The organism is Duganella radicis, from assembly GCF_009720825.1.
In the GTDB taxonomy this organism is placed as follows: Bacteria; Pseudomonadota; Gammaproteobacteria; order Burkholderiales; family Burkholderiaceae_D; genus Rugamonas; species Rugamonas radicis.
In genome coordinates, this window is the sequence record NZ_WNKY01000001.1 from 672,593 (window position 1) to 698,955 (window position 26,363).

The window sequence follows — 26,363 nt, forward strand, 5'->3', positions numbered from 1 at the left end:
GCCACGATCATAAGGATTAGGATTTTTGTTTGCGCGCATCTCGTACAACCCAGACTACCGCAGCGGCCACCATCAGGGCCAGTGCGTACCAGGTGATAGCATAAACCAAGTGGTTGTTGACGAAGGAAATAACCGTCAAGCCGCCGATCGGCTGCACGCCAGCCACCGCCCCCGCCGCCCGCGCGGTCGGCGCGTCGGCGTCGACGAAATACGGCGCCACAGCGGTGCCATCGCCCAGCCCGCGCGCCTGCGCAATCGCCAGCACGTCGCGCGTGTACCAGTAATTGCGGTCCGGCTCATTGGCGCGCAAGCGCCCTGCCTTCTCGCTCATCCGCAGCAGGCCGCTGAAGGTCACGGTCGGCCCGGAAGCGGCGGCGCAGGCGTCGGCCGCCGCCATCTGCGGCGCCGGCTGCGGCTTCCAGCCGCCCACGCCCGCCTCGATGAAGCCGCGGTTGATCAGCACAATGCCATCCGCCGTGCACAGCGGCGTCACCACCCAGTAACCGATGCCGCGTTCCAGCGACGCCAGCACCTGTGTGGTGGCGCCGTCCAGCAGCACGCCGCTCAGCTGCACGCGGCGGTAGTCGTCCGCCTCCGCGTTCAGTTTCGGCCACTCCGCCTTGGCCGGCGCCGCCACCGGCGCCGCATGCACGCGCTGGTTCACACGCTCGATCAGCGCCAGCTTCCATTGCAGCCGGCTGACTTGCCACGTCCCTAAAGCAAAAAACCCTGCAAACATCACCCCGGCCACGAGGGCCAGGATGACGCGCAGGGCGCGGGGACGTTGGCGCTTATTCGCGCCCGTCATCATTGCATGTCTTGCATGTTGTGAACATCGTTGCCCATGGAAGGCATCATGTTCTTGTTCATGTGGTACATGACCCAGATCGAACCGGACAGCACGATGAACAGCAGCACGACGGTGAACACGGTCGACAGCATCGACCAGCCGCCTTCGGCCTTGCCATTCATATGCAGGAAGTAGACCATGTGGACTACCACCTGAATCGCCGCGAACGCCAGCACGACGATGGCGGTGGTGCTCGATTTTTCGAACTGGTGGGTCATCACCAGCCAGAACGGGATCGCGGTCAGGATCACCGACAGGATGAAGCCGATCGCGTAGTCCTTCAGGCTGCCGTGGTGGCCGTCGCCCTCGTGGCCGTGATGGCCGTGGTCATCGTGCTCATGGTGGTTGTGTGGTGCGCTCATGGCAGGACTCCCATCAGGTAGACAAAGGTGAAGACGCCGATCCAGATCACGTCCAGGAAGTGCCAGAACATCGACAGGCACATCAGGCGGCGGTTGTTTTCATGGGTCAGGCCGTGCTTGGCCAGCTGGAAGCACAGGGTCACCAGCCACACGGTACCGAAGGTCACGTGCAGGCCGTGGGTGCCGACCAGGGCGAAGAACGAGCTCAGGAACGCGCTGCGCTGCGGACCCGCGCCTTCGTGGATCAGGTGCAGGAACTCATACACCTCCAGGTACAGGAAGCACAGGCCGAAGACGCCGGTCACCAGCAGCCACGCGATGGTGGCTTTCAGGTTCTTGCGCTGCGAGGCGATCATGGCGAAGCCATAGGTGATCGACGACAGCAGCAGGAAGCCGGTGTTCAGGGCCACCAGCGGCAGGTCGAACAGTTCCGCGCCCGACGGGCCGCCCGCGTAGCTGCGGCCCAGGACTGCGTAGGTGGCGAACAGGCCGGCGAACAGCAGGCAGTCGCTCATCAGGTAGATCCAGAAGCCCAGCAGCGTGCCGTTCTCCGGATGGTGTTCACGCACGTAGTAACGCGCGCTTGGATCTGCGCTCATGGCGCCGTTAGCGTTAATTTCAGACATGGCTTTCCAGCAAACGAGTGTGTGCGTCTTCGGTACGAGTTACTTCATCGGCTTTGATGTAGTAATCGCGCTTGTAGTTAAAGGTGTGGACGATGATCGCACCCAGCATGACCAGGAAGGCCAGTGCCGCGGGGATCCACATCTGCCAGACCATGGCGAAGCCGAAGGCGAACGACAGAGCCGAGATCACGAAGCCGGCGCCGGTGTTCTTCGGCATGTGGATGTCCACGAAGCCTTTCAGCGGACGCTGGTAGTGGTTCTTCTTCATGTCCGACCAGCTGTCGCTGTCGTGCACCACAGGGGTGAAGGCGAAGTTGTAGTCTGGCGGTGGCGACGAGGTCGCCCACTCCAGGGTACGGCCATCCCATGGGTCGCCGCTGACGTCGCGCAGTTTGGCGCGGTCTTTCCAGCTCAGGAACAGTTGAAGGATGAAGGCGCCGATACCGCCGGCGATGATCAGCGCGCCAATCGCCGCGATGATGAAGTAGATCTGCAACGATGGGTCATCGAAGTGGTTCATGCGGCGGGTGACGCCCATGAAGCCCATGATGTACAGCGGGGTGAACGCAACCCAGAAGCCGATCAGCCAGCACCAGAACGAGACCTTGCCCCAGAATTCGTTCAGCTTGTAGCCGAAGGCTTTCGGGAACCAGTAGTTGATACCTGCGAACAGGCCGAACACCACGCCGCCGATAATCACGTTGTGGAAGTGGGCGATCAGGAACAGCGAGTTGTGCAGCACGAAGTCGGCAGGAGGAACGGCCAGCATCACGCCGGTCATGCCGCCGATCACGAAGGTCAGCATGAAGCCCACGGTCCACATCATCGGCACGGTGAAGCGGATGCGGCCTTTGTACATGGTGAACAGCCAGTTGAAGATCTTCGCGCCGGTCGGGATCGAGATAATCATGGTGGTGATGCCGAAGAACGAGTTGACACTCGCGCCGGAGCCCATGGTGAAGAAGTGGTGCAGCCATACCAGGTAGGACAGCACGGTGATCACGACGGTCGCGTACACCATGGAGGTGTAGCCGAACAGGCGCTTGCCCGAGAAGGTCGAGACGATTTCCGAGAACACGCCGAACACCGGCAGGATCAGGATGTACACCTCGGGGTGGCCCCAGATCCAGATCAGGTTCACGTACAGCATCGGGTTACCACCCAGTTCGGTGGTGAAGAAGTTGAAGCCGGCAATACGGTCCAGCGACAGCAGTGCCAGGGTGATGGTCAGGATCGGGAAGGTCGCGACGATCAGGGCGTTGGTGCACAGGGCGGTCCAGGTGAAGACAGGCATCTTCATCATCGACATGCCGGGCGCGCGCATCTTGACGATGGTGGCGATCAGGTTGACACCGGATAGTGTTGTACCCACACCCGCCACCTGCAATGACCAGATATAGTAGTCGACCCCGACGTCAGGCGAGGCGGCGATGCCCGACAGCGGCGGGAACGCCAGCCAGCCGGTCTTGCCGAATTCACCGACGAACAGCGACACCATGGTCAGCATGGCGCCAAAGGTGGTCATCCAGAACGAGAAGTTGTTCAGGAACGGGAACGAGACGTCGCGCGCGCCGATTTGCAGCGGCACCACGTAGTTCATCAGGCCGGTCACCAGCGGCATGGCCACGAAGAAGATCATGATGGTGCCGTGGGCGGTGAACACCTGGTCGTAGTGGTGCGGCGGCAGGAAGCCGGGGTTATCGCCAAACGCGATGGCCTGTTGCGCGCGCATCATCAGCGCGTCGGCGAAGCCGCGCAGCAGCATGATGATACCCAGCACCATGTACATGATGCCGATTTTCTTGTGGTCGATGGAGGTGATCCAGTCGCGCCACAGCGGGCCCCACAGGCGGAATTTGAACATGGCGGCCAGCAGCGCGAGGCCGCCGATCGCCACCATGGCGAAGGTGCCGATCAGGATGGGCTCATGGTACGGAATTGCTTCCAGCGAGAGCCGTCCAATGATCAGATTGGTCAGGTTCAGATCAGACATGGTCATTCTTTACGGGTAGGTTGAGCAGTGGCGGCGACGGTGGTGGTCGGTTCGCACACGTCTTCTGGCAGTTTCTTGGCTGCTGCGGCTGCCTTGATGCGGGTGGCATCCTGGTGCATCTGGGTGTTGATGCAGACCGAGCCTTCTTCCACGCAACGGTTCAGGATCAGGTCGTACATACCCTTTTCCACAGTACCGAAGTGCATGATCGGATGCTTGATGGTCGGCTTGTCCAGCGCCAGGAATTCAGCGCGGTTCAGGGTGCCGGCGCCGGCCTTGGTCTTGGCCACCCAGGCGTCGAAGTCCGCCTGCGATACGCCGTGGTACTTGAATTTCATGTCCGAGAAGCCGGCACCGCTGTAGTTGGCGGAGAAGCCGTCGTACACGCCTACCTTGTTCATGACCGCGTTCAGCTGCGTTTCCATGCTCGGCATGGTGTAGACCATGCCGGCCAGCGCAGGAATGTAGAAGGCGTTCATCACCGAGGTGGAAGTCATGTGGAAGCGCACCGGCACGTCGACCGGGGTCACCAGCTCGTTGACGGTGGCGATGCCCTGCTCCGGATAGATGAACATCCATTTCCAGTCCATCGACACCACTTGCACTTCCAGCGGCTTGACGCCGGCGGCGACCGGACGATTTTCATCGATGCGGCTCAGCGGACGGTATGGGTCCAGCAAGTGGGTGTAAATCCAGGTGATCAGGCCCAGCACGATGATGATCAGCAGCGGTGCGCCCCAGATCAGCAGTTCGAGCTTGGTCGAGTGGTCCCAGTCCGGCTTGTATTCAGCGGCGGTATTTGACTTTCTATAGCGCCAAGCGAACAGACAGATCAGGAACATGACAGGTACGATAATCAACAGCATCAGCAGGGTTGACACAACGACAAGGTGTGCCTGCTGCGCTGCGATATCCCCGGACGGATTCAGCACGACCGTATCGCAGCCAGCGAGCCACATTAACGGTGCGAGGAGTAATCCACGACGAACGATAGGAGGAATCATGCGGTAATGTACGTTACAGATTGTTGGGATCATGCTACTGTAATCACTAAGGACCGTTCTTGCCATTGGACACTTTGTCCTACCCGCCTGGACAGCCCTTGTAATAACAACTAACACGAGACAAGAGACTATGGCTAACACGACTTCTATCAGTGACGTCCATGCAGCTGGCGTCCACGAACATCATCAAACGAGCCCTGGTGCACGCAGCATCAATGCCAGGGATGGGCATATCTCTCCCGGAGAAATAGCAATTGGCGTGGTCATCGGGCGCGCCTCCGAATATTTCGACTTCTTCGTCTACGCCATTGCCTCGGCCTTGGTGTTCCCGTCCGTGTTCTTCCCGTACGAAAGCCGACTTGACGGGACACTATACGCCTTTGCCATTTTCGCGCTTGCCTTTATTGCACGCCCGATTGGAACTGTGGCGTTTATGGCAGTTCAGCACCGTTTCACGCGCGAAGCCAAGCTCACGCTGGCCCTGATGGTGATGGGCGTGTCCACCGCCGGCATCGCCTTCCTGCCCGACTACGCCTCGCTCGGCACCTGGTCGATTATCTTGTTGTCAATTTTGCGGATCGGCCAAGGCATCGCCCAGGGCGGCTCCTGGGACGGCCTGCCCTCGCTGCTGGCGCTGAATGCGCCAGAGCACAAGCGCGGCTGGTACGCCATGCTGGGTCAGCTCGGCGCGCCGATCGGCTTCGTCATCGCGGCCGGCCTGTTCTCCTACATGCTGGGCACGCTGAATTCGCTGGACTTCCTCGACTGGGGCTGGCGCTTCCCGTTCTACGTGGCGTTCGCCATCAACGTGGTGGCCCTGTTCGCCCGCCTGCGCCTGGTGACCACGCATGAATACTCGCACCTGCTGGACGAGCACCAGCTCGATCCGGTGCCGGTGGGCGAGCTGCTGCAATCGCAGTCGCGCAACGTCATCATCGGCGCGCTGGCCGCGCTGGCCAGCTATGCGCTGTTCCACCTGGTGACGGTGTTCCCGCTGTCGTGGATCACCCTGACCTCGCAGCGCTCGCTGGCGGGCTTCCTGCAAGTGCAGATGGTGGGCGTGACGCTGATGGCGATCGGCATCATCATCTCCGGCTACGTGGCCGACCGCGTCGGCCGCCGCCGCACGCTGGGCACGCTGGCGACGATGATCGGCATCTTCAGCCTGTTCGTGCCCTTCCTGATCGATGGTGGCGAGCACGGCCAGGACGCCTTCATCCTGATCGGCTTCTCGCTGCTGGGCTTGTCGTACGGCCAGGCCGCCGGCGCGGTGACCTCCAACTTCCCGCAGCACTTCCGCTACACCGGCGCGGCGCTGACGTCGGACCTGGCATGGCTGGTGGGCGCCGGTTTCGCCCCGCTGGTGGCCTTGGGCGTGTCCTCGCACTTCGGCCTGGCGTATGCCGGCCTGTACCTGCTGTCGGGCGCGGTCAGCTCGCTGGCGGCGCTGAGCATCAACCGCGCGTGGAGCATCCGCGATAACTAGTACCATTCCTGCAACATAAAAACAACAACGGCCGCGCTTGCGGCCGTTGTTGTTTTGAGCATTTATCAACGTTGCTGCGGGGCAGCAATCAAATCGCGCAGCCGCCGGTATCGCACCCCGGATTGACTGCCGAGGGCTGGCTTGCCGATGGCGCCTGGCTATCCAGATAGGCACGCCATTCGTCCACCCGCCCCAGCCAGCGGCCCAGGTCGATTCGCTCCAGCACGCCATCGTCGCGCTGGAGCGCAACAGTCGGGAAGCCTTGGCCGCCGCAGCGGGCCAGCCATTTGCGGCTTTCGGCAAAATGACGATCGGTCGCAGGCCCGCTCAGGCGCGCAAAGGCTGCGGCGAAGGCGGTCTCGTCCAACCCCATTTCCAGCGCCAGTTCAACCAGAGCCTGCAAATCGGCGATGCGCCGGCCTTCGGCATAATGCGCGTGCTGCAAACGATGCAGCATGTCCAGCCCCTGCCCGGCCAATTCCTGGGCGGCCAGGATGGCAGTGGTGGGCGGAGCCGAGTCCATCACCGCCGTGGTGTCGCGCAGCAGGCCATCGAAGTAAGCCGCGCCGAAGGGCTGGCCGGTCAGTTGCCTGATGCGCAGGTCGTGCGGCATCACGTATTCGCGCCAATCCGGGGTGATGGTGCGGGCGTTCGGACCGGTCATCATGCCGCCGCCGTGAAATTCGATGCGCATGCCGGGAAAGCTGCGCGCCGCCGAAATCAGCGGCGCGGCGGCGTAACACCAGCCGCACAGGGGATCAAAGATGTAATGCAAGGTGGTCATGGTGTTCCTTTACGGGAGAATGCTTGCAAGCTTAACCGCTTTCATTCACGTCAGAAATAGCGGCGGCTGAGACAGATTGTTTCTCGAATCGAGCAAGTGTGCGGCAGGGCCGCGCACGTTATCGCTGCGCAATTGTGGTCTTCCTCGCTAGAATCGGGCCTCAATCCGAGCGAAGCGAGGTGAGTCATGGCAACCGTGGGCGACTTTGTACTCAAGCGGCTGGCGGCGTGGGGCGTCAAGCGTATTTATGGCTATCCGGGCGATGGCATCAATGGTGTGATCGGCGCCTTTGGCCATGGCGACACGGGCATTGAATTCGTGCAGGCGCGGCACGAGGAACTGGCGGCTTTCATGGCGTGCGCGCACGCCAAGTTCAGTGGCGAAGTCGGTGTCTGCCTGGCCACTTCCGGTCCGGGCGCCATCCACCTGCTCAACGGTCTGTACGATGCGAAAATGGACCACCAGCCGGTGGTGGCCATCGTCGGCCAGCAGAGCCGCATGGCACTGGGCGGCGATTATCAGCAGGAAGTGGATCTGATGTCGCTGTTCAAGGACGTGGCGCATGAGTTTGTGCAAATGGCCACCACGCCGGAACAGGTGCGTCACCTGATCGACCGCGCCATGCGCATCGCCATCGAACGCCGCACCGTTACTTGCGTGATCCTGCCCAACGATTTGCAGGAGATGAAAGCGGTCGAGACGCCGCCGCGCGAACACGGCACGGTCCACAGCGGCATCGGCTACACCGGCCACGCCGTCACGCCGCGCCACGAAGACTTGCAACGCGCCGCCGCCCTGCTCAACACCGGCAAGAAAGTCGCCATCCTGGCCGGGGCCGGCGCGTTGCACGCCACCGATGCGCTGATCGCCGTCGCCGACAAGCTGGGCGCGGGCATCGCCAAAGCGCTGCTGGGCAAGGCCGCCGTGCCGGACGCGCTGCCTTACGTCACCGGCGCCATCGGTCTGCTTGGCACCAAACCCAGCTGGGACCTGATGAACGAGTGCGACACCCTGCTGATGGTCGGCTCGGCCTTCCCCTACTCCGAGTTTTTACCCAAGGAAGGCAAGGCGCGCGGCGTGCAGATCGACATCGACGCCCGCATGCTCAACCTGCGCTATCCGATGAAAGTCTGCCTGACCGGCGACAGCGCGGCCACGCTGGAGGCCCTGTTGCCGCTGCTGGAACAGAAAACCGACCGCAGTTGGCGCGAGCGCGTCGAAAAAAATGTCAGAGAGTGGTGGCAAGTGCTGGAAGCGCGCGCCATGAACGAGGCCAGGCCGCTCAACCCGCAGCGCGTGTTCTGGGAACTGTCGCCACGCCTGCCGGACAACGCCATCCTCACCTGCGATTCCGGCAGCTGCGCCAGCTGGTATGCGCGCGACTTGAAAATCCGGCCCGGCATGAGCGCTTCGCTATCCGGCGGCCTGGCCACCATGGGCTCGGCACTGCCGTACGCGCTGGCGGCCAAATGTGTCCACCCCGAACGGCCGGTGATCGCCATGCTGGGCGACGGCGCCATGCAAATGCTGGGCGTGAATGCGCTGATCACGCTGGCCCACCTGTGGCGCCAGTGGGCCGATCCGCGCATGGTCATCATGGTCCTCAACAACGGCGATCTGAATATGGTCACCTGGGAACAGCGCATCACCGAAGGCGACGCCAAGCTGCCGGCATCGCAGGACCTGCCCACCTTCCCGTATGCCGCCTACGCCGAACTGCTGGGCCTGCGCGGCATCCGCGTCAACCACCCGGACCAGGTCGCGGAAGCGTGGGAAACCGCGCTTGCATCGCCGGTGCCGACGCTGCTGGAAATGGTGACCGACCCCGACGTGCCGCCATTGCCGCCGCACGTCTCGCCCAAGCAGGCGGTCCACTACCTGCGCGCGCTGCTGCGCGGCGACCCTGACGCCACCGGCATCGTCACCGCCACCATCAAGGAAGTGTGGGACGGACTGTTCCCTGGCCGTTGACCGGCCCGAACTTTTCTACGGCGAAGTCGAGGAAGCTGCGTAGTTTGGGCGTCATGCGCCTGTCTGCGGTGTAAAGCAGGTGCAGTGCGCGCGCCACTGGCTCGTAATCCGGCATGAGTCGCACCAGCCGGCCAGCCGCCATGTCTTCGTTCAGCAGCTCGCGCGGCTGCAAGATCAGGCCTTGCCCGGCCACGGCCGCCGCCCGCAGCGCTTCACTGCTGTCAGTGGAGAACCTGCCATTGATGGCAATCGATACGCGCCCTTCCACTCCGTCAAACTCCCATTGCGTGCGCAGCGCCGTGTGGGAGAACACCAGACATTCATGCCGCGGCAGGTCCTCCGGCTTATGCGGCGTTCCGGCGGCCTTCAGGTAAGCGGGCGCGGCGCATAGCGCCATGCGGTACGGCGCCAGCCGGCGGGCCACCAGGCTGCTGTCCGGAAGTTCGCCGGTGCGGAAAACCACGTCAAACCCCTCCTCGACCAGATCGACGGTCCGGTTGGACAAGCTGAGATCGGTTGTCACGTCCGGATACAAGCGCAGATATTCCACCAGCGCCGGCGCCAGCGCCCGACTGCCGAAAGTAATGGGCGCGCTGATGCGCAGCCGCCCGCGCGGCAGGGCACGGGCGTCCTCGACCAGCGCTTCGGCCGCCTCCATCTCGGCCAGAATGGTCCTGGCCCGTTCGTAGAAAACCGTCCCCACGTCGGTCAGGCTTTGGCGGCGCGTGGTCCGGTTCAGCAACTTGATGCCCAGACTCTGCTCCAGCGCGCGCACCTGCTTGCCCGCCAGTTGCGACGAGATGTTGAGATCCTCGGCGGCGGAGGAAATAGAGCCAAGCTCAACCGCGCGGACAAATACCTGCATGCACGTCAGTCTATCCATTTGAAATGTATTGTTTTCTATGTTGATCCAACTAGCCAATTTATCCTTATTCGTTTCATATGTACAGTGCATACATCGCAACGAACCCGAAAGGACATCCCATGAAAAACATCGCCACCAAAGCAATCGCAGCAGCCACCCTGAGTGGCGCGGTGGCTGCCGCTACGCCGCCAGTCAGCGCGGCCGACACCCAGAAACCGACGGTTGTGCTGGTGCACGGCGCGTTTGTCGATGGCTCGATATGGAACAAGGTCATTACCCGGCTGGAGGCCAAGGGCCTACACGTGGTCGCGGTGCAGAATCCGCTCACCTCACTGGCCGACGACGTGGCGGCCACGCGCCGCGTGCTCGACATGCAGACCGGCCCGGTGGTCCTGGTCGGCAACTCCTGGGGCGGCGTCGTCATTACGGAGGCCGGCATGCATGAGCGCGTGAAATCGCTGGTCTACGTGGCGGCATTTGCACCAGCCGAAGGCCAATCGATTACCACCCTCTCGCAGGGATACCCAACGCCATCAGGCTTCGCCCATCTGGTGGCGGACAAGGAAGGCTTCCTGACCCTCAGCCTGGAAGGCGTGCAGAAGCATCTCGCCCAGTTCGTTCCGGTTGCGGAAACCAGAATGATGGCGGCCACCCAGGTGCCGGTACGCGGCCTGAACTTCCAGGAAAAGGTGAGCGCGGCGGCGTGGAAAACCAAACCGTCGTGGTATCTGGTGAGCGAGCAGGATCATATGATCGCGCCGGAATTGCAAAAGGCGATGGCGCGCAATATTTCAGCCAGGACCGTCAGCCTGCCGGCGGATCACACGCCTCACGTATCGCGTCCGGATGACGTGGCCAACCTCATCCTCGACGCGGTAGCCGCTAACTGATCCGTTGTACAAATGCCGCAGGCGCACGCCTGCGGCCGCTCCAGTGCTGACTCCCCACGCCATGCGTTTGGCCTCCCAAGCCAGTCCATAATAGCTAGTCACTCCGCGGTTTCGCTCTAAGATCGGCTCATTGCAGTTCTGACACCGTTTCTGAGAAACCTATGACTCCAGCATTGAATGTGCAAGCGGCACTCTCGGGCAAGCGCGTCCTGATTACCGGCAGCACCGGCTTCCTGGCCAAAGTGGTGCTGGAAAAGCTGATCCGCAGCGTGCCCGACATCGGCCGCATCGTGCTGCTGATCCGCGCCGGCGGCAACGGCGCCGACGCCCGCCAGCGCTTTGAGTGCGATATCGCCACCTCTTCCATCTTCGACCGCCTGCGTGCCGAACGCCCGGACTTCCTGACCGCGTTCTTCGCCGAGAAGATCGAATGCGTCACCGGCGAGGTGACGGCGCCCGGCTTCGGCCTGCCGATCAACGCCTTCCATGCACTGGCGCGCCGCGTCGACCTGATTATCAACGCCGCCGCCAGCGTCAACTTCCGCGAAGCGCTGGACGAGGCGCTGGCCATCAACACCATCAGCGTGCAAAACATCACCGAGCTGGCGCGCGCCGGCCACGCGCCGCTGATTCAGGTATCGACCTGCTACGTCAACGGCTACAACCGAGGTGCGATGCATGAACATAACGTCTCGCCGGCGCGCGCCGCCATTCCGCGCCACGCCGACGGCCATTACGATTTATATAGTTTGCTTCAGCATCTGAACCATCGCATCGCCCTGGTGCGCGCGGAGACCAGCGAACCCGAAGAACTGGCACGCCGCCTGACGGACCTCGGCATCGCCGAAGCCAATTACCACGGCTGGAACGACACCTACACCTTCACCAAATGGATGGGCGAACAGTTGGCCATGGCCGCCATGCGCGGCCGCTCGCTGACCATCGTGCGCCCTTCGATCATCGAAAGCACCTTGCAGGAACCGGTGCCCGGCTGGATCGAAGGGGTGAAGGTGGCCGACGCCATCATCCTTGCCTACGCGCGCGGCAAGACCAACTTCTTCCCGGCCAGGCCGAACGAGGTGGTGGACATCATCCCTGCCGATCTGGTGGCCAACAGCATCGTGCTGGCCGCCGCCGAGGCGCTGCAATCGGCGCCGGCCACGCGGATTTACCAGACCTGCACCGGCTCCAGCAACCCGGTAACGGTCGGCCGCGTGATCGATTTGATCAAGGGCGAATCGCAGCGCAACTGGCGCCAGTACGAGCGTCTGTTCTACAACGAGCCCAAACACGACTTCCGCGTGGTCAGCCGACCGCTGTTCCTGCTGATGCTGCGCGCCATGCGCGTTGGCGCCAGCGGCTGGAGCGCCGTGCGCAAACTGCTCGGCGCCGGCGAATCGCCCAAGCTGGAAGCGCTGCGCACCACGCAGCTGCTGGCCCTGACCTTCTCCTTCTACACCGCGCCACGCTACGTATTCCAGAACGACTGTCTGCAAGCGCTGGCCCAGCGCTTCAGCAGCGAAGACCGGGCGCGTTACAGTGTGGACACCAGCGCTATCGACTGGCACGATTATCTCGGCCGCATCCACATGACAGGCCTGAACCGCTACGCACTGCGGCCGCGCAAATCCAAAGCCATGCAGGCCGCCATGACGCGCCGCGACTATGCCTGGCATCGCATGGACACGGAGAAGAATCTGATGGTCATCAACAGCATTCTGCTGTTCGAAGGCCCGGTGGACATGGAGCGGCTGGTCTCCACCATCGCTCACCGCCTGCCCAACTATCCGCGCTTCACGCAGAAAGTGGTGCAACAGCGCGGCCGCCCGCACTGGGTGGAGGACGAGCAGTTCGACATCCGCCGGCACATCGAGCTGGAACGCATGGAGCGCGATGTCAACCGCGCCGAATTGCAGGACCATCTCACCCGCCTGGCCCACCTGCCGCTGGAGCGCGACCGCCCGATGTGGCACATGACGGTGCTGGACCGCGTCAACGGCGGCCATGCCATCGTGTTCCGCGTCCACCACTGCATCACCGATGGACTGGGGCTGGTGCATGTGCTGAACCATCTCACCGACGACAATGGCCTGCATGGCAAGACACCGTCGCCGGTCGGCCATCCGCACCGCGCCATCGCCAGCAACAAAGTGTGTTCGGCGGTGGTGCGCGGCCTGTCCTGGCTGAAGATCGGCGCCCACGTGGCGCGCCTGTCCATCCTGTGGCCCGATGCGCACACGCAGTTCAAGGCACCCATGACGGGCACCAAGCAGCTGGTCTGGCTGCCACCGCTGGAGATGGACCGGGTGCGCGCCATGTCCAAGCGCATGGGCGTGACACTGAACGACGTCTGGGTGGCCGCCGTCTCCGGCGCCCTGCGCCAGTATCTGGGCGAACGCGGACAATGTCCCGATGGCCGGGCCCTGCGCGCCGCCGTCACCTTCAATCTGCGCGAGAAAGCCAACGCTTTCCAGCTCGGGAATGAGTTCGGGCTGGTGGCGGTGGATTTGCCGACCAATGTCGACGACCCGGCGCTGCGCCTGCGCCAGTCCAGCGAGCGCATGACCGCCATCAAGCGCTCGCACCAGCCGCGCGCCACCATGGCCTTCCTGTCGATCGCCGGCTGCCTGCCGACCGCCTTACAGCACTTTGCGCTGAATCTGTTCACCTCCAAAGGCTCGGTGGTGCTGACCAATATCGAAGGCCCGTCCAGCCGTCGCTATCTGGCCGGCTCGCGCCTGACGGATTTGATCTGCTGGGTGCCGCAGGCCGGCAAGCTGGGTGTCGGCCTGGCCTTCATCTCCTACGCCGGCCAGATCCAGCTGGCGCTGTTCGTGGACACCGATCTGGTACCCGATCCGGACCGCCTGATGCAGCTGACCTACGACGCTTTCGGAGAACTGGAGCTGGCCACCGGAGACGTGGCCGCGCCGCAGCCGGCCGAACCGGCGCTGCCGGGCATCGTCATCACCGCGTCATAATCCTCGCGTATGGTGCTCCTCATTGCAAAATGAGGAGTATTGCGTGAATTTGAATGAGCACGACCTGCTGGACCGCGTCCAGCGCGAGCTGACCGACAGCTACGACGAAGAACTGGAAATGGAGCTGGAAGACCGCGAGATCGATCCGGTCACCCGGCAAGTGGTCGAGCGCGAGCGCAGCCACGAGGCCAAGGAAGCCCGCCGCCTCTACTTCCGCGAGTTATTCCGCCTGCAAGCGGAGCTGGTCAAGCTGCAAGACTGGGTGGTCCACACCGGCCACAAGGTCGTCATCATCTTCGAGGGGCGCGACGCCGCCGGCAAAGGTGGGGTCATCAAGCGCATCGTCCAGCGCCTGAACCCGCGCGTGTGCCGCGTGGCCGCGCTGCCGGCGCCGAACAACCGCGAACGCACGCAGTGGTACTTCCAGCGCTACGTCTCGCACCTGCCGGCCGCCGGCGAGATGGTGCTGTTCGACCGCAGCTGGTACAACCGCGCCGGCGTCGAGCGCGTGATGGGCTTCTGCACCGACGACCAGTACGAGGAATTCTTCCAGACCGTGCCCGAATTCGAGCGCATGCTGGTCCGTTCCGGCATCCAGGTCATCAAATACTGGTTCTCGATTTCGGACGAAGAGCAGAACGCGCGCTTCCTCGGCCGCATCCACGACCCGCTCAAGCAGTGGAAACTGAGTCCGATGGACCTGGAGTCGCGCCGCCGCTGGGAGGAATACACCAGGGCCAAGGAAATCATGCTGGAGCGGACGCATATTCCGGAAGCGCCATGGTGGGTGGTGCAAGGCGTGGACAAGAAAAAAGCACGCCTGAACTGCATCCACCACCTGCTGGGACAAATGCCGTACGAGGAAGTCGAGCATCCGGCCATCCACCTGCCGGAGCGCGAATACCACGACGACTACGTGCGCCGCCCGGTACCGCCAGAAATTATCGTGCCTGAGGTGTATTAATCCTCCTGTTGCTGCTAAAGTGCTAAGCTTGCCAACATCAGTACAGGATTTAGCAACCATGAGCAGCGACGACAGTCTCCGCGCCATCCCCGGCGCGGAATCCTCCCCTTCCGTCTTCAGCCCGCACCGCCTGGTGTCGCTGCTGCTCACTCCCCGCGCCTACTTTGCCCAGCCGGACCTGCTGGCGGACCAGCGCGGCATCCTGCTCGCCGCCGCCATCGTCGGCATGGCCGACGTGATGGGACGCATTGACCAGAACCTGCTCAAGGCGGACTTCCGCAATGCCGAAGCAGGAGCGGAGGGGCTGGCCGGCTGGATCGCCTCGTCGTGGATGCACTATTGGATTGTGGTGCTGGTGGCGGGCCTGTTCAGTGCAGTCATCAGCTGGTACTTCCGCGGCTGGTGGTACCGCAAGCGGCTGGAATGGTCGGGTGTCGCCGAGGTGGCGCCGGAACGCGCGCGCGCCGTCAGCACCTTGCAAGGCCTCGTGTACGTGCTGCCGTTGATGGTGTGGACGCTGGTCGATTCGTTCAGCTACGATAACTACATCGAGGCGTGGCAGTCCACCAATATCAACGGCATCGTCCTGCTGATGTTCCTGCTGTGGTCATGCTGGACCAGCTACTGCGCGGCTACCACCGCATTCGCGGCCAACAAAAACCCGGCACGGATATGGTTCCTGATCCTGCCGCTGCTGTTTTATCTGATACTAATGGGCGGCATCGCCATCATCTGGGCGACGTTGCGATAAACCTCGATCAAGGAGACACCATGAGCCTCGGCACCGTCACACCTATCCTGCGCATTTTCGACGAAGCGATGACGCGCGAATTCTATGTGGACTTCCTCGGTTTCAAGGTCGACTGGGAACACCGCTTCGAGGGCAACTTCCCCTTGTACATGCAGGTATCCAAGGACGGCTGCCTGCTGCACCTGTCGGGCCACTTTGGCGACTGCTCGCCCGGCGCCGCCATCCGCATCGCCACCACCGACGTCGACGCCTATCAGGCCGAGTTAATCGCCAAGGAATACAAGCACGCGCGTCCTGGCGTGGAAGAAGCACCGTGGGGCGGCCGCGAGATGTCCATCAAAGACCCGGCCGGCAACCGCCTCACCTTCTATAACCGCGAACCGGAAATCTCCGCGTGATGCGAATTCACGCGTCCAAACCCGGCTTTTTGCGACGGGCGACAAGGCCCATCAAGCCCAGGCCCGCCATCAGCATCGCGTAGACGCCAGGCTCCGGTACCGCGCTGACTTTGATATTGGCGTCCGGAGCGAAATCCGCCAGGCGGCCCAGGCCGGAAACGCGGCTGTCGATCGACCACACAGTCCAGGTGTAGTCGCTGAATGCGGCGCCTTTGGATGGCAGCAGCGAAGCGGAAACCGTGGCGAAAATCTCGCTGCCGACAATGTGGGTGGTAACAGCGTTGGCGCCGGCGTTGCCGGTGCCGTCAGAGCGCAACGTCACGGTCGAATTGAAAGTCACGCCAGGCAAGCCGACCGACGCGAACGGCGCATTGGTCGAACCGCCGACGTCCAGTCCGAATACGTAGGCCGCTCCCGTCACGCCAGCGATGTCACCCGCAGCGGTGGTGCGGAACACAAACTCGTTGGTCGCGGCGTTATACCCCACGTCCGCCGACAGCACATCGAAAGCGGCAGCCTTGCTGCCAGTGTAGACGGACAGGAAATCGTTGGCGGGATCAGCAACCGCTTGCGCATTGCTAGCAACAACAACACTGGCGACAGCGAGAGACTTCAGAATGAAATTTTTCATGGCAGTTATCCGAAATATCGTTGATGGGAACGGTGTATTCCAGACAACACAGAAAAGGTTCTAAAAAAACAAAATCAATATGCCGTTTGCGTGTAAGGCCGCGCATTGGTCGCCTGGCCCCAGTCCTTGTTCGGCTGGCTGGACATGGTGAATACCAGCTCGCCGCCAGCAGTGATCTGTTCATGGCGCAGATAGGTCTGGGCCAGCGGCTTGCCGTTCAGCGTCACGCCGGAAATGTAGATGTTCTCCTTGCTCAGGCCCACAGCGCGGATGGTGAAGCGCTTGCCGTTCGGGAGGTTCATCACGGCCTTGTCCAGGAACGGGCGGCCGATCACGTACTCGTTGCTGCCCGGCGCTACCGGATAGAAGCCCAGCGCGGTGAAGGCCAGCCAGGCCGACATCTGCCCCAGATCGTCATTGCCCGACAATCCCGCCGGTGTGGCGTTGTACTGCGAGGCCACCACCTGCGTCAGGCGCTGCTGCGTCTTCCACGGCGCGCCGGCGTAGTTGTACAGGTAGGCCACGTGATGCGACGGCTCGTTGCCGTGCGCGTAGTGACCGATCAGGCCGGAGATGTCTTCCATGTGCGCGTAGACGTTGTCGTCCACCTTGGCGTCGAACACCTGATCGATCTTGTTTTGCAAGCCGGCGTCGCCGCCCAGCATCTTGATCAGGCCCGCGTTATCATGCGGCATATACCATGAGTACTGCCACGCGCTACCCTCGGTGTAGTCGCTACCGAAGTTGGATTGCACCGGATTGAAAGGCTCGCGGAAGCTGCCGTCCGATTTCTTCGCGCGCAGGAAACCGGTCTTCACATCGAACGAGTTGCGGTAGTTCTGGGCACGCTGGTAGTAGCGGGCGGCGATGTCCTTCTTGCCCATCTTCTCCGCCATGCGCGCGATGGTCCAGTCGTCGAACGCATATTCCACTGTCTTGGATGCGGCTTCCGGCTCCAGGTCGATCGGCACGTAGCCCAGTTTCATGTAGTGCTGCAAACCGCCGTAAGGCCCATATTCCGCGCTGGCTGTCATGGCTTTCAACGCCTCTTCGGCATCGAAGCCTTTCAGGCCTTTCATGTACGCGTCGGCGATCACCGGCACCGCGTGATAGCCGATCATGCACCACGTCTCCAGGCCATGGAAGGCCCACACCGGCAAGATGCCGTACGGACTATGCTTTTGCGATTCCACCAGCGAACGCACAAAGTCCACATTGCGCTGCTCCGGCTGGATCAGCGTCAGCAAGGGATGCAGCGCGCGGTAGGTATCCCACAGTGAGAAGGTGGAGTGATAACGGAAGCCGTTCGCCTGATGCACCTGATTGTCCGGCCCACGGTAACGTCCATCGCGATCCATGAACAGGCTGGGGGCAAGCATGCTGTGATACAGCGCGGTGTAAGCCATCTTGCGCATCTCCGGCCCGGCCTCGATGGTCACAGCGCCCAGCGCCTCATTCCATGCGGCGCTGGCCTTGGCGCGTTCCGCGTCAAAGTCCCAGCCTGGCATCTCCGCGAGATTGGCGATGGCGCCGTCCTCGCTCACGCCCGATATCGCCACCTTCACCTGCAACTGGCCATCGGCCGGCACACCGAATTCCAGCGCGCCGACCAGCGCCTTGCCCTCCACCACGGTCTGCGTGGCGGGACCGGCAAAGCCTTTGTATTCAACGTCGCGCTCCATATTGCGCAGGGAGCGCGCGGTCAGCGGATGCGAGAACTGGATCGCGAAGTACAGCTGACGCCCAGCCGCCCAGCCGCGCGTCTCGCGCATGCCGGTGATCAGCGTGCTGTCGCGCACTCGCAGGCGCGACCACAGATTCTTGGCGGCGTAATCGTAAATGCTGGCGCGCAGGTCCAGCATCACCTTGGCCTCCGCCCCCTTGGCGTAGCGATAGCGATGCAGGCCAACCCGTTCGCTGGCGGTCAGCTCCACATTCACATCGTTGTCCGACAGTCGCACCGCGTAATAACCCGGCTCCGCGCGTTCTTCCTTGTGGCTGAAGCGCGAGCGATAGCCGCTGAACGGCCGCTCGGGATAGCCCGGCTCCCATTTGGTCTCGGCGCTGTAAGGCATCAGCAGCACGTCGCCCAGGTCGGAATGGCCGCTGCCGGAAAAATGGGTGTGGGAAAAGCCAAGGATGGAATCGTCGTCGTAGCGGTAACCGGCCGCCCACGGATAGCTCTGGCGGAATGGCCGCACCTGCGTATCGGGGCTGAGCTGCACCATGCCGAACGGCCGCGTGGCGCCGGGGAAGGTGTGGCCGTCGCCGCCAGTGCCGATGAACACATCGACCGCCGCCGCAGGCGTGGATTGGGCGGTGGCGATCGCCGGAATGGCCAGGACCAGCGCTGCCGCGCCAGCCGAAAGGAGTTTAGTCGCGCTCATCCCGACTTTATAGCGCCTGCCCTGTTCACGGTCAATCCGGAAAACGAATAAGGGCGAATGTTTAGTAAATCAGCTAAACAAGATAATCGGCAATGACGTCATTCAGGCGCGCCGCCTTCTTCAGATTGGCCTTGTTCGACACCATCAGCGACACTACCAGCGCTTCAATGACGGCCACCGCCGCCACGCCGCTACTCGGCAGCACGCCGTGCGAACTGCTGGCGTACAGCACATGATCCGACAAGCTCACCATCGGCGCCGACGGGCTATCGGTAATCGACACCACGCTGGCCTTCTGGCTGCGCGCGAACTGCGCCAGCCGCATGGCATCGCTGGAATAGCGCGGGAAGGACAACACCACCAGCACATCGCCGCGGCGCATGTGCACCAGCTGGCCGGCCGCCACCTCGGTGCCGCCGGCCACCGCCAGCTCCACCACATGCTGGCAGAACGGCTGCAAATGCAGCGTCAGCATCGAAGCCAGGCAGGACGACATGCCCAATCCCAGCACATACACCGTACGCGCCCGGCTGATTTTATTGGCCACCACATCCAGCACCTGCGGCGAATGGGCGCCATGCGTGATGGCGAGATTGGCCTTGGCCTGTTCGAGACTGGCGTCGCCGGCGGACAGCGATGCCTTGCGGCGGGCGATCGAGGTGCGCAGTTTTTCAACCGGCTGCATCGCCGTGTGCAGCGTTTCGGCCAGCGCGCTGCGCATGGCGCCATAGCTGGCGAAGCCAATGTCGCGGGCAAAACGGCTGATGGTGGCGGTCGAAACCTGGCAGCCCTCCGCCATCTCCTCGATCTTGAGGGCGGTCCCGCGCATCGGGTTGCGCATCAGGTAATCCGCGATGCTGCGGTGGGAGGCCGAGCCCTCGGCCCGCACGCTGGCCAGCACTTTGCCTAGCGCCGATTGTACAAACGCGACGTCCGTCGGAACCGATCTACCTGCTGTCATGCCGCACCAGTTGTCTTAAAAAGGTGTAAGCATACGTACATTTCAGGCAACTGTGAACCTAGTATTATCCCTTAACGATACCAAGGGCGCGTAATCTTCAATGGCCGCACGTCCATCCGCACGTTGAGGATGGTGTAGGCATCCGTGGTGGCGGATTCATAACCGACGCTGCTGGCGTCGCGCGACAGCTTGAATTCGAAGCCCAGATCCTCGCGCGCCTCGCCCGGCGGCGCGGTGGCGATGCCGATCGCCTCGTTGCTGGTGTTGTTAATCAGCTTCTCCATCATCACCAGCACCATGTTATGCGCCAGGATGTCGGCTGTGTAGACCTGCTCATTCAGGAACGGTTTGGCCGGGTCCAGCTTGCCGTCCACCTTGTCCGCCGACGGCATGTACTGGCCGGTGGCGAGATTGTAACGGTCGCCGCGATCGAGGTAGCTGATACGGGCGTTGGTCAGGTTGAACTCCTTGATGTCGCCGTTGGTGGTGGCCTTGGTCAGGTCCAGCAGCAGCGCGCCCTGGTAGCCGATGATCTCCACTTCACGTTTGGCGTTGATGACCATCGCCGTGTTTTCATCGATGCCGAGACCGAGCTTGTAATTCTTCTTCAGCATGGCCGGCAGCATGCGGGCGAAGCGCCCACGCGCCAGCAGATGCTGGTCGACGAAGACGTCGGTGCCGACGAAGCCGAGGCCCGGCGCCAGTTCGCGGCCGTCATTGACGCCGGCCGCCAGCGTGCCGAGCACCGTCCTCGCTTCGTAATACATGGTGCTGCTCATGATGGCCGCACCGGCGCTGCTGCCGCCGATCACGCCACCTTTGTTGTAGACATCCCAGATCGCTTGCAGCACAGCGGTGCGCGAACCGTCCGGACGCACCAGCGCCTTGGTGATCAGGCCCTGGTCGCCGCCGGCGAAGTAGACGCCGCCCGCCTCGCGGATGGAACGTGCCAGTGTCTCGTCTTCGGCGGCGCGCTGGTAGTCGCTGTTCTTCAGCTTCACCGCCACTGGCACCGCGAAAGCCGTGGCGCCAAATTTATTCAGCGTGTTCACCAGGTTGGTGCCGGATCGCTCCGGATTGCCGGCCGCGCTGGGCATGACCGCGATGCGCGCGCCCTTGCCGCCGGCCAGCTGCACCAGGCGTTCCCAAATGATGGTGTTATCAGGACGGACCGCGCCGCCCGCGATCAGCAGGTTGCCCTGCGGCGGCGCCTCGGCCGCGTTTGAAATCTGCATGCACAGCGCCAACAGCGGCACGCAGATCATGCGAACCGCTTTAACAAAACTCGTCATACATTGTTCCTTGTCTCAGGTAAGGCGCCGCTTGCCGGAGATTTATTCGCGGCGGCGCAACTGTTCCATGTAATTATAAATGGTGAAGCGCGACACGCGCAGCGCCGCTGCGGCACGCTCCACGCCCCCCTTCACGATGAACAGGCCGCGCCGCTGCATGGCATCCACCGCTTGTATCCTGCCTTCGCGCGTCAAGGCCTCGGCACTGCCGCCCGGACCGACGGCGGCGCTGATAATCTCCTGCATCAGCGCATCCATTTGCGATTCAGCCGCCGGCGCCGGCGGCGCCACCGCCTGCACCATCGGCTTAAGCATCTGCGACAGCCAGCCATGCGCCGCCTGGAAGCCTGACAGGTCGGCGTTCAGACACAAGGTGGCAAACGGCTCGCCGCCCGCATCGCGGAAGATGGCGGAGGCGGAGCGCAGCTCGCGCCCATCCGCCGTCACTGTCACATAATCCTCCACGATGCTGTGTACCGCGCCATCCTTCGACTTGATGCGCGTTGCCGCCGCAAAGCCCTTGTCGTTCTGCGGTCCTTCCAGCACCGAGCTGCCGACGCCGCGGCCCGAGATATGGCCATTGGCGATAGCGATCACCGAGTTCTCGGGCTTGCTCACATCGTGCAGCACCACCTCCAGATGCGGCCCCGCCATGGCGGCCAGCATCGGCACCAGCGGCCGTAAGGCGTTAATGACAGCCGCGCGCTCGGCGGCTAATGAAACAGCTTTCATCGCATCCCAACAATTTGTTGATTCATTCGTTTATTTTCCCATTTTTTAAACAAACTGTTTATAATTTTTTGCCAAAGGAGACCGTCATGACACTCAAACACTTCACCGCCGCACTGGCCTTGCTCACCTGCACAGCCGCCACCAACGCCGCCGATGCGGAGTTCTACAACAAGGGCAACCCACCGGGACGCCCGTTCTCGCTGGCGGTGCGCACCGGCGATCTGGTCTTCCTGTCCGGCCAGTTGGGCACCGACGACAAAGGCCTGGTGCCCGGCGGCTTTGAAGCGCAGTCGCGCAAGGCCATGGACAACGTGGCCGACATCCTGAAGGGCATGGGTCTGGGCATGGACAATGTCGTCAAGTGCACCATCATGATGGCCGACATGAGCAAGTGGGGAGACTTCAACAAGGTCTATGTCAGCTACTTCAAGCCGGGCCGCCTGCCGGCGCGCAGCGCGCTGGGCGCCAACGGCCTGGCGCTGGGCGGCGAGGTGGAAGTGGAATGCGTGGCCTACGCACCGACAAATAAATAACGGAGCAAGCATGACCGACCGCCGTACCTTCCTGCACAGCGCAGCCGCCGCCGGCCTGGCCTCGCTGGGCATTCCCGCCCACGCCGCCCCATCGCTGCGCGACAGGCGCCCGCTCATCATCGATGCGCTGGGCAGCATCGACAACGTCAACCTGCCGGCCGCCATCCGCGATAGCGCCGCCAGCGATTTTGGCATCGACGCGCGCGCACTGGCGGACGCAAAAGCCTCCGGCCTGAACGCCTTCAACATGACCATCGGCTATGTGTTCGGCGACGGCGATCCGTACGAAAAAACGCTGGCCGATGTACAAGCCTGGAACGCCTTCATTCAGAGGAAGTCCGCCGACCTGCTGCTGGTGCGCGGCGCGGCCGATATCAAACGCGCGCAGGCCGATGGCCGCATCGGCATCATCCTCGGTTTCCAGAACGCCGCCATGATGGGCAAGGACGCGCGCCGCGTGGAGGTCTTCGCCAAGGGCGGCGTGCGCGTGATCCAACTGACCTACAACGGCCCGAACCAGCTGGGCGACGGCTCCATGGTGCCGACCAACAAAGGACTGTCGGACTTCGGCCATGACGTGGTGGCGGAACTGAACCGCCACCGCATCCTGGTGGACCTGAGCCACAGTGGCGAGCAAATCTGCCTCGATGCCGCCGCCGCGTCGAAGGCGCCGATCATCATCAGCCACACCGGCTGCCGCGCCGTGGCCGACCTGCCACGCAATAAGACCGATAAGGAGCTGCGGCTGGTCGCCGAAAAAGGTGGTTTTGTCGGCATTTACTTCATGCCCTTCCTGGCCGTGGGCCGGCAGCCGATGGCGACGGACCTGATCACCCACATGGAGCACGCCATCAACATCTGCGGCGAAGACCACGTTGGCATCGGCACCGACGGCACCGTGCCGCGGATCGACGACATGAAGACTTACATGAAGGATCTGGAAGACGAAGTGCGCCAGCGCCGTGCCGCCGGCATCAGCGCCCCGGGCGAGCGTCCTGACATCGTGCCCTTCCTGCCGGACCTGGTGGGCAGGGACAAATTCTGGAAACTGGCCGACCTGCTCGCCAAGCGTGGCCACAGCAACAGCCGCATTGAAAAAATCCTCGGCACGAACTTCCTGCGCGTAGCCGATGCGGTATGGAGCTAAGATGAAATTGAAATATGCAGTCATCGCCCTCGCCGCCTTATGCGCCAGCGTGCAGGCCAACACCCAGCAGGAACGCCTCGATAAACTGAATGGCAAGGCGCTGGGCCGCGTGATTTACCGTGGCGTCACGCTGATCGACGGCACCGCCGCCGCGCCGCGCGCCCACATGGCCCTCATCGTCAAGGATGACCGCATCGAAGCCGTGCTGCCAGCCACCCAGCTGACAGCGCAGCAGGCCGAAGGGGCGCGGGTGGTCGACGCCAGCGGCCAGTACGTGCTGCCAGGCCTGATCGACTCGCACGTCCACTACGCCACCAACCCGGACCGCCCTTACGCCGAAGCGGAATTGAAGCGCAATATTTATGGCGGCGTGACCGGCGTGCGCGACATGGCCGGCGATGCCCGCGAGCTGGCCGGCCTGTCGCGCGACGCGCTGCTAAACCGCATTCCATCGCCGGACGTGTTCTATGCCTCGCTGGTGGCCGGCCCGAGCTTCTTCAAGGACCCGCGCACTGTGGTGGCGGCGCTGGGCACGCAGCCGGGCACTGTGCCATGGCTGTACGCGGTCGACGACAAGACCGAACTGCCGCTGGCCGTCGCCCAGGCGCGCGGCACCGGCGCCACCGGCATGAAAATCTACGCCAACCTGCCCGGCACACTGGTGCGCAAGCTGATCGCGGAAGCGAAAGCGCAGCACTTCCCGGTATGGACGCACATGCAGGTCTACCCTGCTTCGCCCTACGATTCGCTGGGCGCGACCTCCGTCTCGCACGTCTGCATGATCGCGCGCCATGTGCGCGAAGCCGGCAAATCGGCCTATGGCCACAGCGGCGAGCCATCGTACGAAGGCCTGAACGCGGAAGATCCGGGCATCCAACGGTACATCGCCGCGCTGGCGAAGTCCGGCACCATCATGGACGCCACTCTGAGCGTGTACAAGAGCGACGGCCCGCACTGCCACATCGGACTGGCCGGTGACATCACGCGCGCCATGCACAAGGCGGGCATCAAGATCATTGCCGGCACCGACACCGACAACACCGGCGAAGACCCGTTCCCGGTGGTGGACCACGAGCTGGAAAAACTGGTGAAGTACGCCGGCTTCACGCCGCAGGAAGCCATCATCGCCGCCACCGCCAACGCCGCGGAAGCCTTGGGCAAGCAGCGGGAATTCGGCACGCTGGAAGTGGGCAAGTACGCCAACATGGTGTTCCTGCGCCAGGACCCGCTACAGGACATCGCCAACCTGCGCTCCGTGGTGCTGACCGTGAAGCGCGGCCACGAGTTTGCGCGCGCCGATTACAAGTTCGTGCCTTTGCCTGTGCACGAAGACTGAGTTATGCGAGAATCAACTTTTAATCTCGCATAGGCAAGAAGATGAGTGAACTAAAGCGCGGCCTGAAAAGCCGGCATATTCAGTTGATCGCGCTGGGCGGCGCCATTGGCACCGGCCTGTTTCTCGGTATCGCACAAACCATCCAGATGGCCGGTCCGTCCGTGCTGCTGGGGTATGGCGTGGCCGGTCTGATCGCCTTCCTCATCATGCGCCAGCTGGGCGAAATGGTGGTCGATGAACCGGTGGCGGGCTCCTTCAGCTACTTCGCCGACAAATACTGCGGCCACTGGGCCGGCTTCATGGCGGGCTGGAACTACTGGGTGCTGTATGTATTGGTCAGCATGGCCGAACTGTCGGCGGTCGGCATCTACGTCCAGTACTGGTGGCCGGCGGTGCCGACCTGGATGTCTGCGCTGGCCTTCTTCGTCATCATTAACGCCATCAGCCTGTTTAATGTGAAGGCCTTCGGCGAGATGGAATTCTGGTTCGCCATCATCAAAGTGCTGGCAATCGTCGGCATGATCGTGTTCGGCGCCTGGCTGCTGATCTCCGGCGACGCCGGCCCGCAGGCCACGGTGGCCAATCTGTGGCAGCACGGCGGCTTCTTCCCGAATGGCGTCAGCGGTCTGGTGATGGCCATGGCCGTCATCATGTTCTCCTTCGGCGGGCTGGAACTGATCGGCATCACCGCCGCAGAAGCGGACAATCCATCGCACACCATCCCGAAAGCCACCAACCAGGCCATTTACCGCATCCTGATCTTCTACATCGGCGCGCTGGGCATCCTGCTGTCGCTGTACCCATGGGAGAAGGTGGTCACCAGCGGCAGCCCGTTCGTGCTGATCTTCCATGCCCTGAACAGCAACGTGGTGGCGCATGCGCTGAACGTGGTGGTGCTGACGGCGGCGCTGTCCGTGTACAACAGTGGCGTGTACTCGAACACCCGCATGCTGTATGGCCTGGCCAGGCAGGGCAATGCGCCGCAAGCGCTACTGAAAGTCAACGCGCGCGGCGTGCCGCTGACGGCGCTGGGCGTATCGGCGCTGGCCACCGGCATCTGCGTCGCGGTCAACTACTTCATGCCGGCCAAGGCCTTCGGCTTCCTGATGGGGCTTGTGGTGTCGGCCCTGATTATCAACTGGGGCTTGATCAGCTGGATACACCTGCGCTTCCGCGCGCGGAAGAAGGCCGCAGGCCAAGTCACGCAGTTCCAGAGCCTGGGCTACCCGCTCACCAACTACCTGTGCCTGGCCTTCCTGGCGGGGATCATGGTGGTGATGTATCTGACGCCGGACTTGCAACTATCGGTATATCTGATACCGGTCTGGCTGGGCGTACTGGCCTTGGGGTATAAGCTGGGAGTTAAAAAAGCTTAATTGCCTGATATCGTTTTCAAGCTAGAATCCCGGATGCTCCGGC

23 protein-coding genes are annotated in these 26,363 nt (G+C 62.8%); 11 read left to right on the forward strand and 12 right to left on the reverse strand.

Annotation, left to right across the window (positions count from 1 at the left end; genetic code table 11):
• Positions 1-16: 16 nt before the first annotated feature.
• Genes GM676_RS02730 through cyoA form a run of 5 tightly spaced genes read right to left on the reverse strand, consistent with a single transcriptional unit; the run spans position 17 to position 4,835 of the window.
• A complete protein-coding gene (locus GM676_RS02730) occupies positions 17-808 on the reverse strand; it encodes an SURF1 family protein (protein WP_229262486.1) in 792 nt (263 codons plus the stop codon).
• Positions 808-1,212 (reverse strand): cytochrome o ubiquinol oxidase subunit IV, encoded by a 405-nt coding sequence (cyoD, locus tag GM676_RS02735; protein WP_155461829.1) that lies wholly within the window; start codon positions 1,210-1,212, stop codon positions 808-810. Before cyoD ends, GM676_RS02730 begins: the two co-directional genes overlap by 1 nt.
• Positions 1,209-1,838, reverse strand: coding sequence for a cytochrome o ubiquinol oxidase subunit III (cyoC, locus tag GM676_RS02740; protein WP_155461830.1), 630 nt, complete (start codon positions 1,836-1,838; stop codon positions 1,209-1,211). Before cyoC ends, cyoD begins: the two co-directional genes overlap by 4 nt.
• On the reverse strand, positions 1,831-3,837 hold the full coding sequence (gene cyoB / locus GM676_RS02745) for a cytochrome o ubiquinol oxidase subunit I (protein ID WP_371866076.1): 2,007 nt from the start codon (positions 3,835-3,837) through the stop codon (positions 1,831-1,833). The genes cyoC and cyoB overlap by 8 nt, the downstream gene beginning before the upstream one ends.
• Entirely contained in the window at positions 3,834-4,835 is a 1,002-nt protein-coding gene (gene cyoA, locus GM676_RS02750) for a ubiquinol oxidase subunit II (protein WP_155461832.1), read from the reverse strand. The genes cyoB and cyoA overlap by 4 nt, the downstream gene beginning before the upstream one ends.
• A gap of 130 nt (positions 4,836-4,965) precedes the next feature.
• Between cyoA and GM676_RS02755 the strand changes: the two genes are divergently transcribed.
• On the forward strand, positions 4,966-6,321 hold the full coding sequence (locus GM676_RS02755) for an MFS transporter (RefSeq protein ID WP_155461833.1): 1,356 nt from the start codon (positions 4,966-4,968) through the stop codon (positions 6,319-6,321).
• Between the two features lie 88 nt (positions 6,322-6,409).
• On the opposite strand, the gene GM676_RS02760 is transcribed toward GM676_RS02755, so the two are convergent.
• Complete coding sequence (locus GM676_RS02760; RefSeq protein ID WP_155461834.1) at positions 6,410-7,105, reverse strand: DsbA family protein; 696 nt, start codon at positions 7,103-7,105, stop codon at positions 6,410-6,412.
• Between the two features lie 186 nt (positions 7,106-7,291).
• Here GM676_RS02760 and GM676_RS02765 point away from each other — a divergent pair, with 186 nt between their 5' ends.
• The gene (locus tag GM676_RS02765) at positions 7,292-9,076 is read left to right on the forward strand and encodes a thiamine pyrophosphate-requiring protein (RefSeq protein WP_155461835.1); all 1,785 of its coding nucleotides are present in this window, start codon (positions 7,292-7,294) and stop codon (positions 9,074-9,076) included.
• Here GM676_RS02765 and GM676_RS02770 read toward each other — a convergent pair.
• Positions 9,039-9,959 carry a LysR family transcriptional regulator gene (locus GM676_RS02770; protein ID WP_155461836.1) on the reverse strand — a complete coding sequence of 307 codons (921 nt, stop codon included), beginning with the start codon at positions 9,957-9,959 and terminating at the stop codon, positions 9,039-9,041. The two genes, GM676_RS02765 and GM676_RS02770, sit on opposite strands and share 38 nt — an antisense overlap.
• A gap of 101 nt (positions 9,960-10,060) precedes the next feature.
• Between GM676_RS02770 and GM676_RS02775 the strand changes: the two genes are divergently transcribed.
• From GM676_RS02775 to GM676_RS02795, 5 genes are all read left to right on the forward strand, one after another.
• On the forward strand, positions 10,061-10,831 hold the full coding sequence (locus tag GM676_RS02775) for an alpha/beta fold hydrolase (protein ID WP_155461837.1): 771 nt from the start codon (positions 10,061-10,063) through the stop codon (positions 10,829-10,831).
• 161 nt (positions 10,832-10,992) lie between these two features.
• Positions 10,993-13,812 carry a wax ester/triacylglycerol synthase family O-acyltransferase gene (locus GM676_RS02780; protein ID WP_155461838.1) on the forward strand — a complete coding sequence of 940 codons (2,820 nt, stop codon included), beginning with the start codon at positions 10,993-10,995 and terminating at the stop codon, positions 13,810-13,812.
• Positions 13,813-13,930: 118 nt separating this feature from the next.
• Positions 13,931-14,776 carry a polyphosphate kinase 2 gene (ppk2, locus tag GM676_RS02785; protein ID WP_371866090.1) on the forward strand — a complete coding sequence of 282 codons (846 nt, stop codon included), beginning with the start codon at positions 13,931-13,933 and terminating at the stop codon, positions 14,774-14,776.
• A gap of 58 nt (positions 14,777-14,834) precedes the next feature.
• Entirely contained in the window at positions 14,835-15,527 is a 693-nt protein-coding gene (locus GM676_RS02790; protein WP_155461839.1) for a hypothetical protein, read from the forward strand.
• A gap of 20 nt (positions 15,528-15,547) precedes the next feature.
• Positions 15,548-15,925, forward strand: a complete 378-nt coding sequence (locus GM676_RS02795; protein ID WP_155461840.1) for a glyoxalase superfamily protein — start codon at positions 15,548-15,550, stop codon at positions 15,923-15,925.
• 7 nt (positions 15,926-15,932) lie between these two features.
• On the opposite strand, the gene GM676_RS02800 is transcribed toward GM676_RS02795, so the two are convergent.
• The 5 genes from GM676_RS02800 to GM676_RS02820 form a co-directional block, all read right to left on the reverse strand.
• Positions 15,933-16,556, reverse strand: a complete 624-nt coding sequence (locus GM676_RS02800; protein WP_155461841.1) for a PEP-CTERM sorting domain-containing protein — start codon at positions 16,554-16,556, stop codon at positions 15,933-15,935.
• A gap of 74 nt (positions 16,557-16,630) precedes the next feature.
• Positions 16,631-18,943 (reverse strand): GH92 family glycosyl hydrolase, encoded by a 2,313-nt coding sequence (locus tag GM676_RS02805; RefSeq protein ID WP_155461842.1) that lies wholly within the window; start codon positions 18,941-18,943, stop codon positions 16,631-16,633.
• 73 nt (positions 18,944-19,016) lie between these two features.
• Positions 19,017-19,904, reverse strand: a complete 888-nt coding sequence (locus tag GM676_RS02810) for a MurR/RpiR family transcriptional regulator (RefSeq protein ID WP_155461843.1) — start codon at positions 19,902-19,904, stop codon at positions 19,017-19,019.
• Between the two features lie 71 nt (positions 19,905-19,975).
• Positions 19,976-21,196, reverse strand: a complete 1,221-nt coding sequence (locus GM676_RS02815; protein ID WP_229262487.1) for a cyanophycinase — start codon at positions 21,194-21,196, stop codon at positions 19,976-19,978.
• A 42-nt stretch (positions 21,197-21,238) separates the two neighbouring features.
• Complete coding sequence (locus GM676_RS02820) at positions 21,239-21,928, reverse strand: helix-turn-helix transcriptional regulator (RefSeq protein ID WP_155461844.1); 690 nt, start codon at positions 21,926-21,928, stop codon at positions 21,239-21,241.
• A gap of 86 nt (positions 21,929-22,014) precedes the next feature.
• Between GM676_RS02820 and GM676_RS02825 the strand changes: the two genes are divergently transcribed.
• The 4 genes from GM676_RS02825 to GM676_RS02840 are packed head-to-tail and all read left to right on the forward strand — an operon-like array spanning position 22,015 to position 26,320.
• The gene (locus GM676_RS02825) at positions 22,015-22,461 is read left to right on the forward strand and encodes a RidA family protein (protein WP_155461845.1); all 447 of its coding nucleotides are present in this window, start codon (positions 22,015-22,017) and stop codon (positions 22,459-22,461) included.
• Between the two features lie 10 nt (positions 22,462-22,471).
• Positions 22,472-23,608: a dipeptidase gene (locus tag GM676_RS02830; protein WP_155461846.1), complete on the forward strand. Its 1,137-nt coding sequence runs from the start codon at positions 22,472-22,474 to the stop codon at positions 23,606-23,608.
• A gap of 1 nt (position 23,609) precedes the next feature.
• Positions 23,610-24,944: an amidohydrolase family protein gene (locus GM676_RS02835; protein WP_170304197.1), complete on the forward strand. Its 1,335-nt coding sequence runs from the start codon at positions 23,610-23,612 to the stop codon at positions 24,942-24,944.
• 41 nt (positions 24,945-24,985) lie between these two features.
• Complete coding sequence (locus GM676_RS02840; RefSeq protein ID WP_155461848.1) at positions 24,986-26,320, forward strand: amino acid permease; 1,335 nt, start codon at positions 24,986-24,988, stop codon at positions 26,318-26,320.
• The last annotated feature ends 43 nt before the right edge of the window (positions 26,321-26,363 follow it).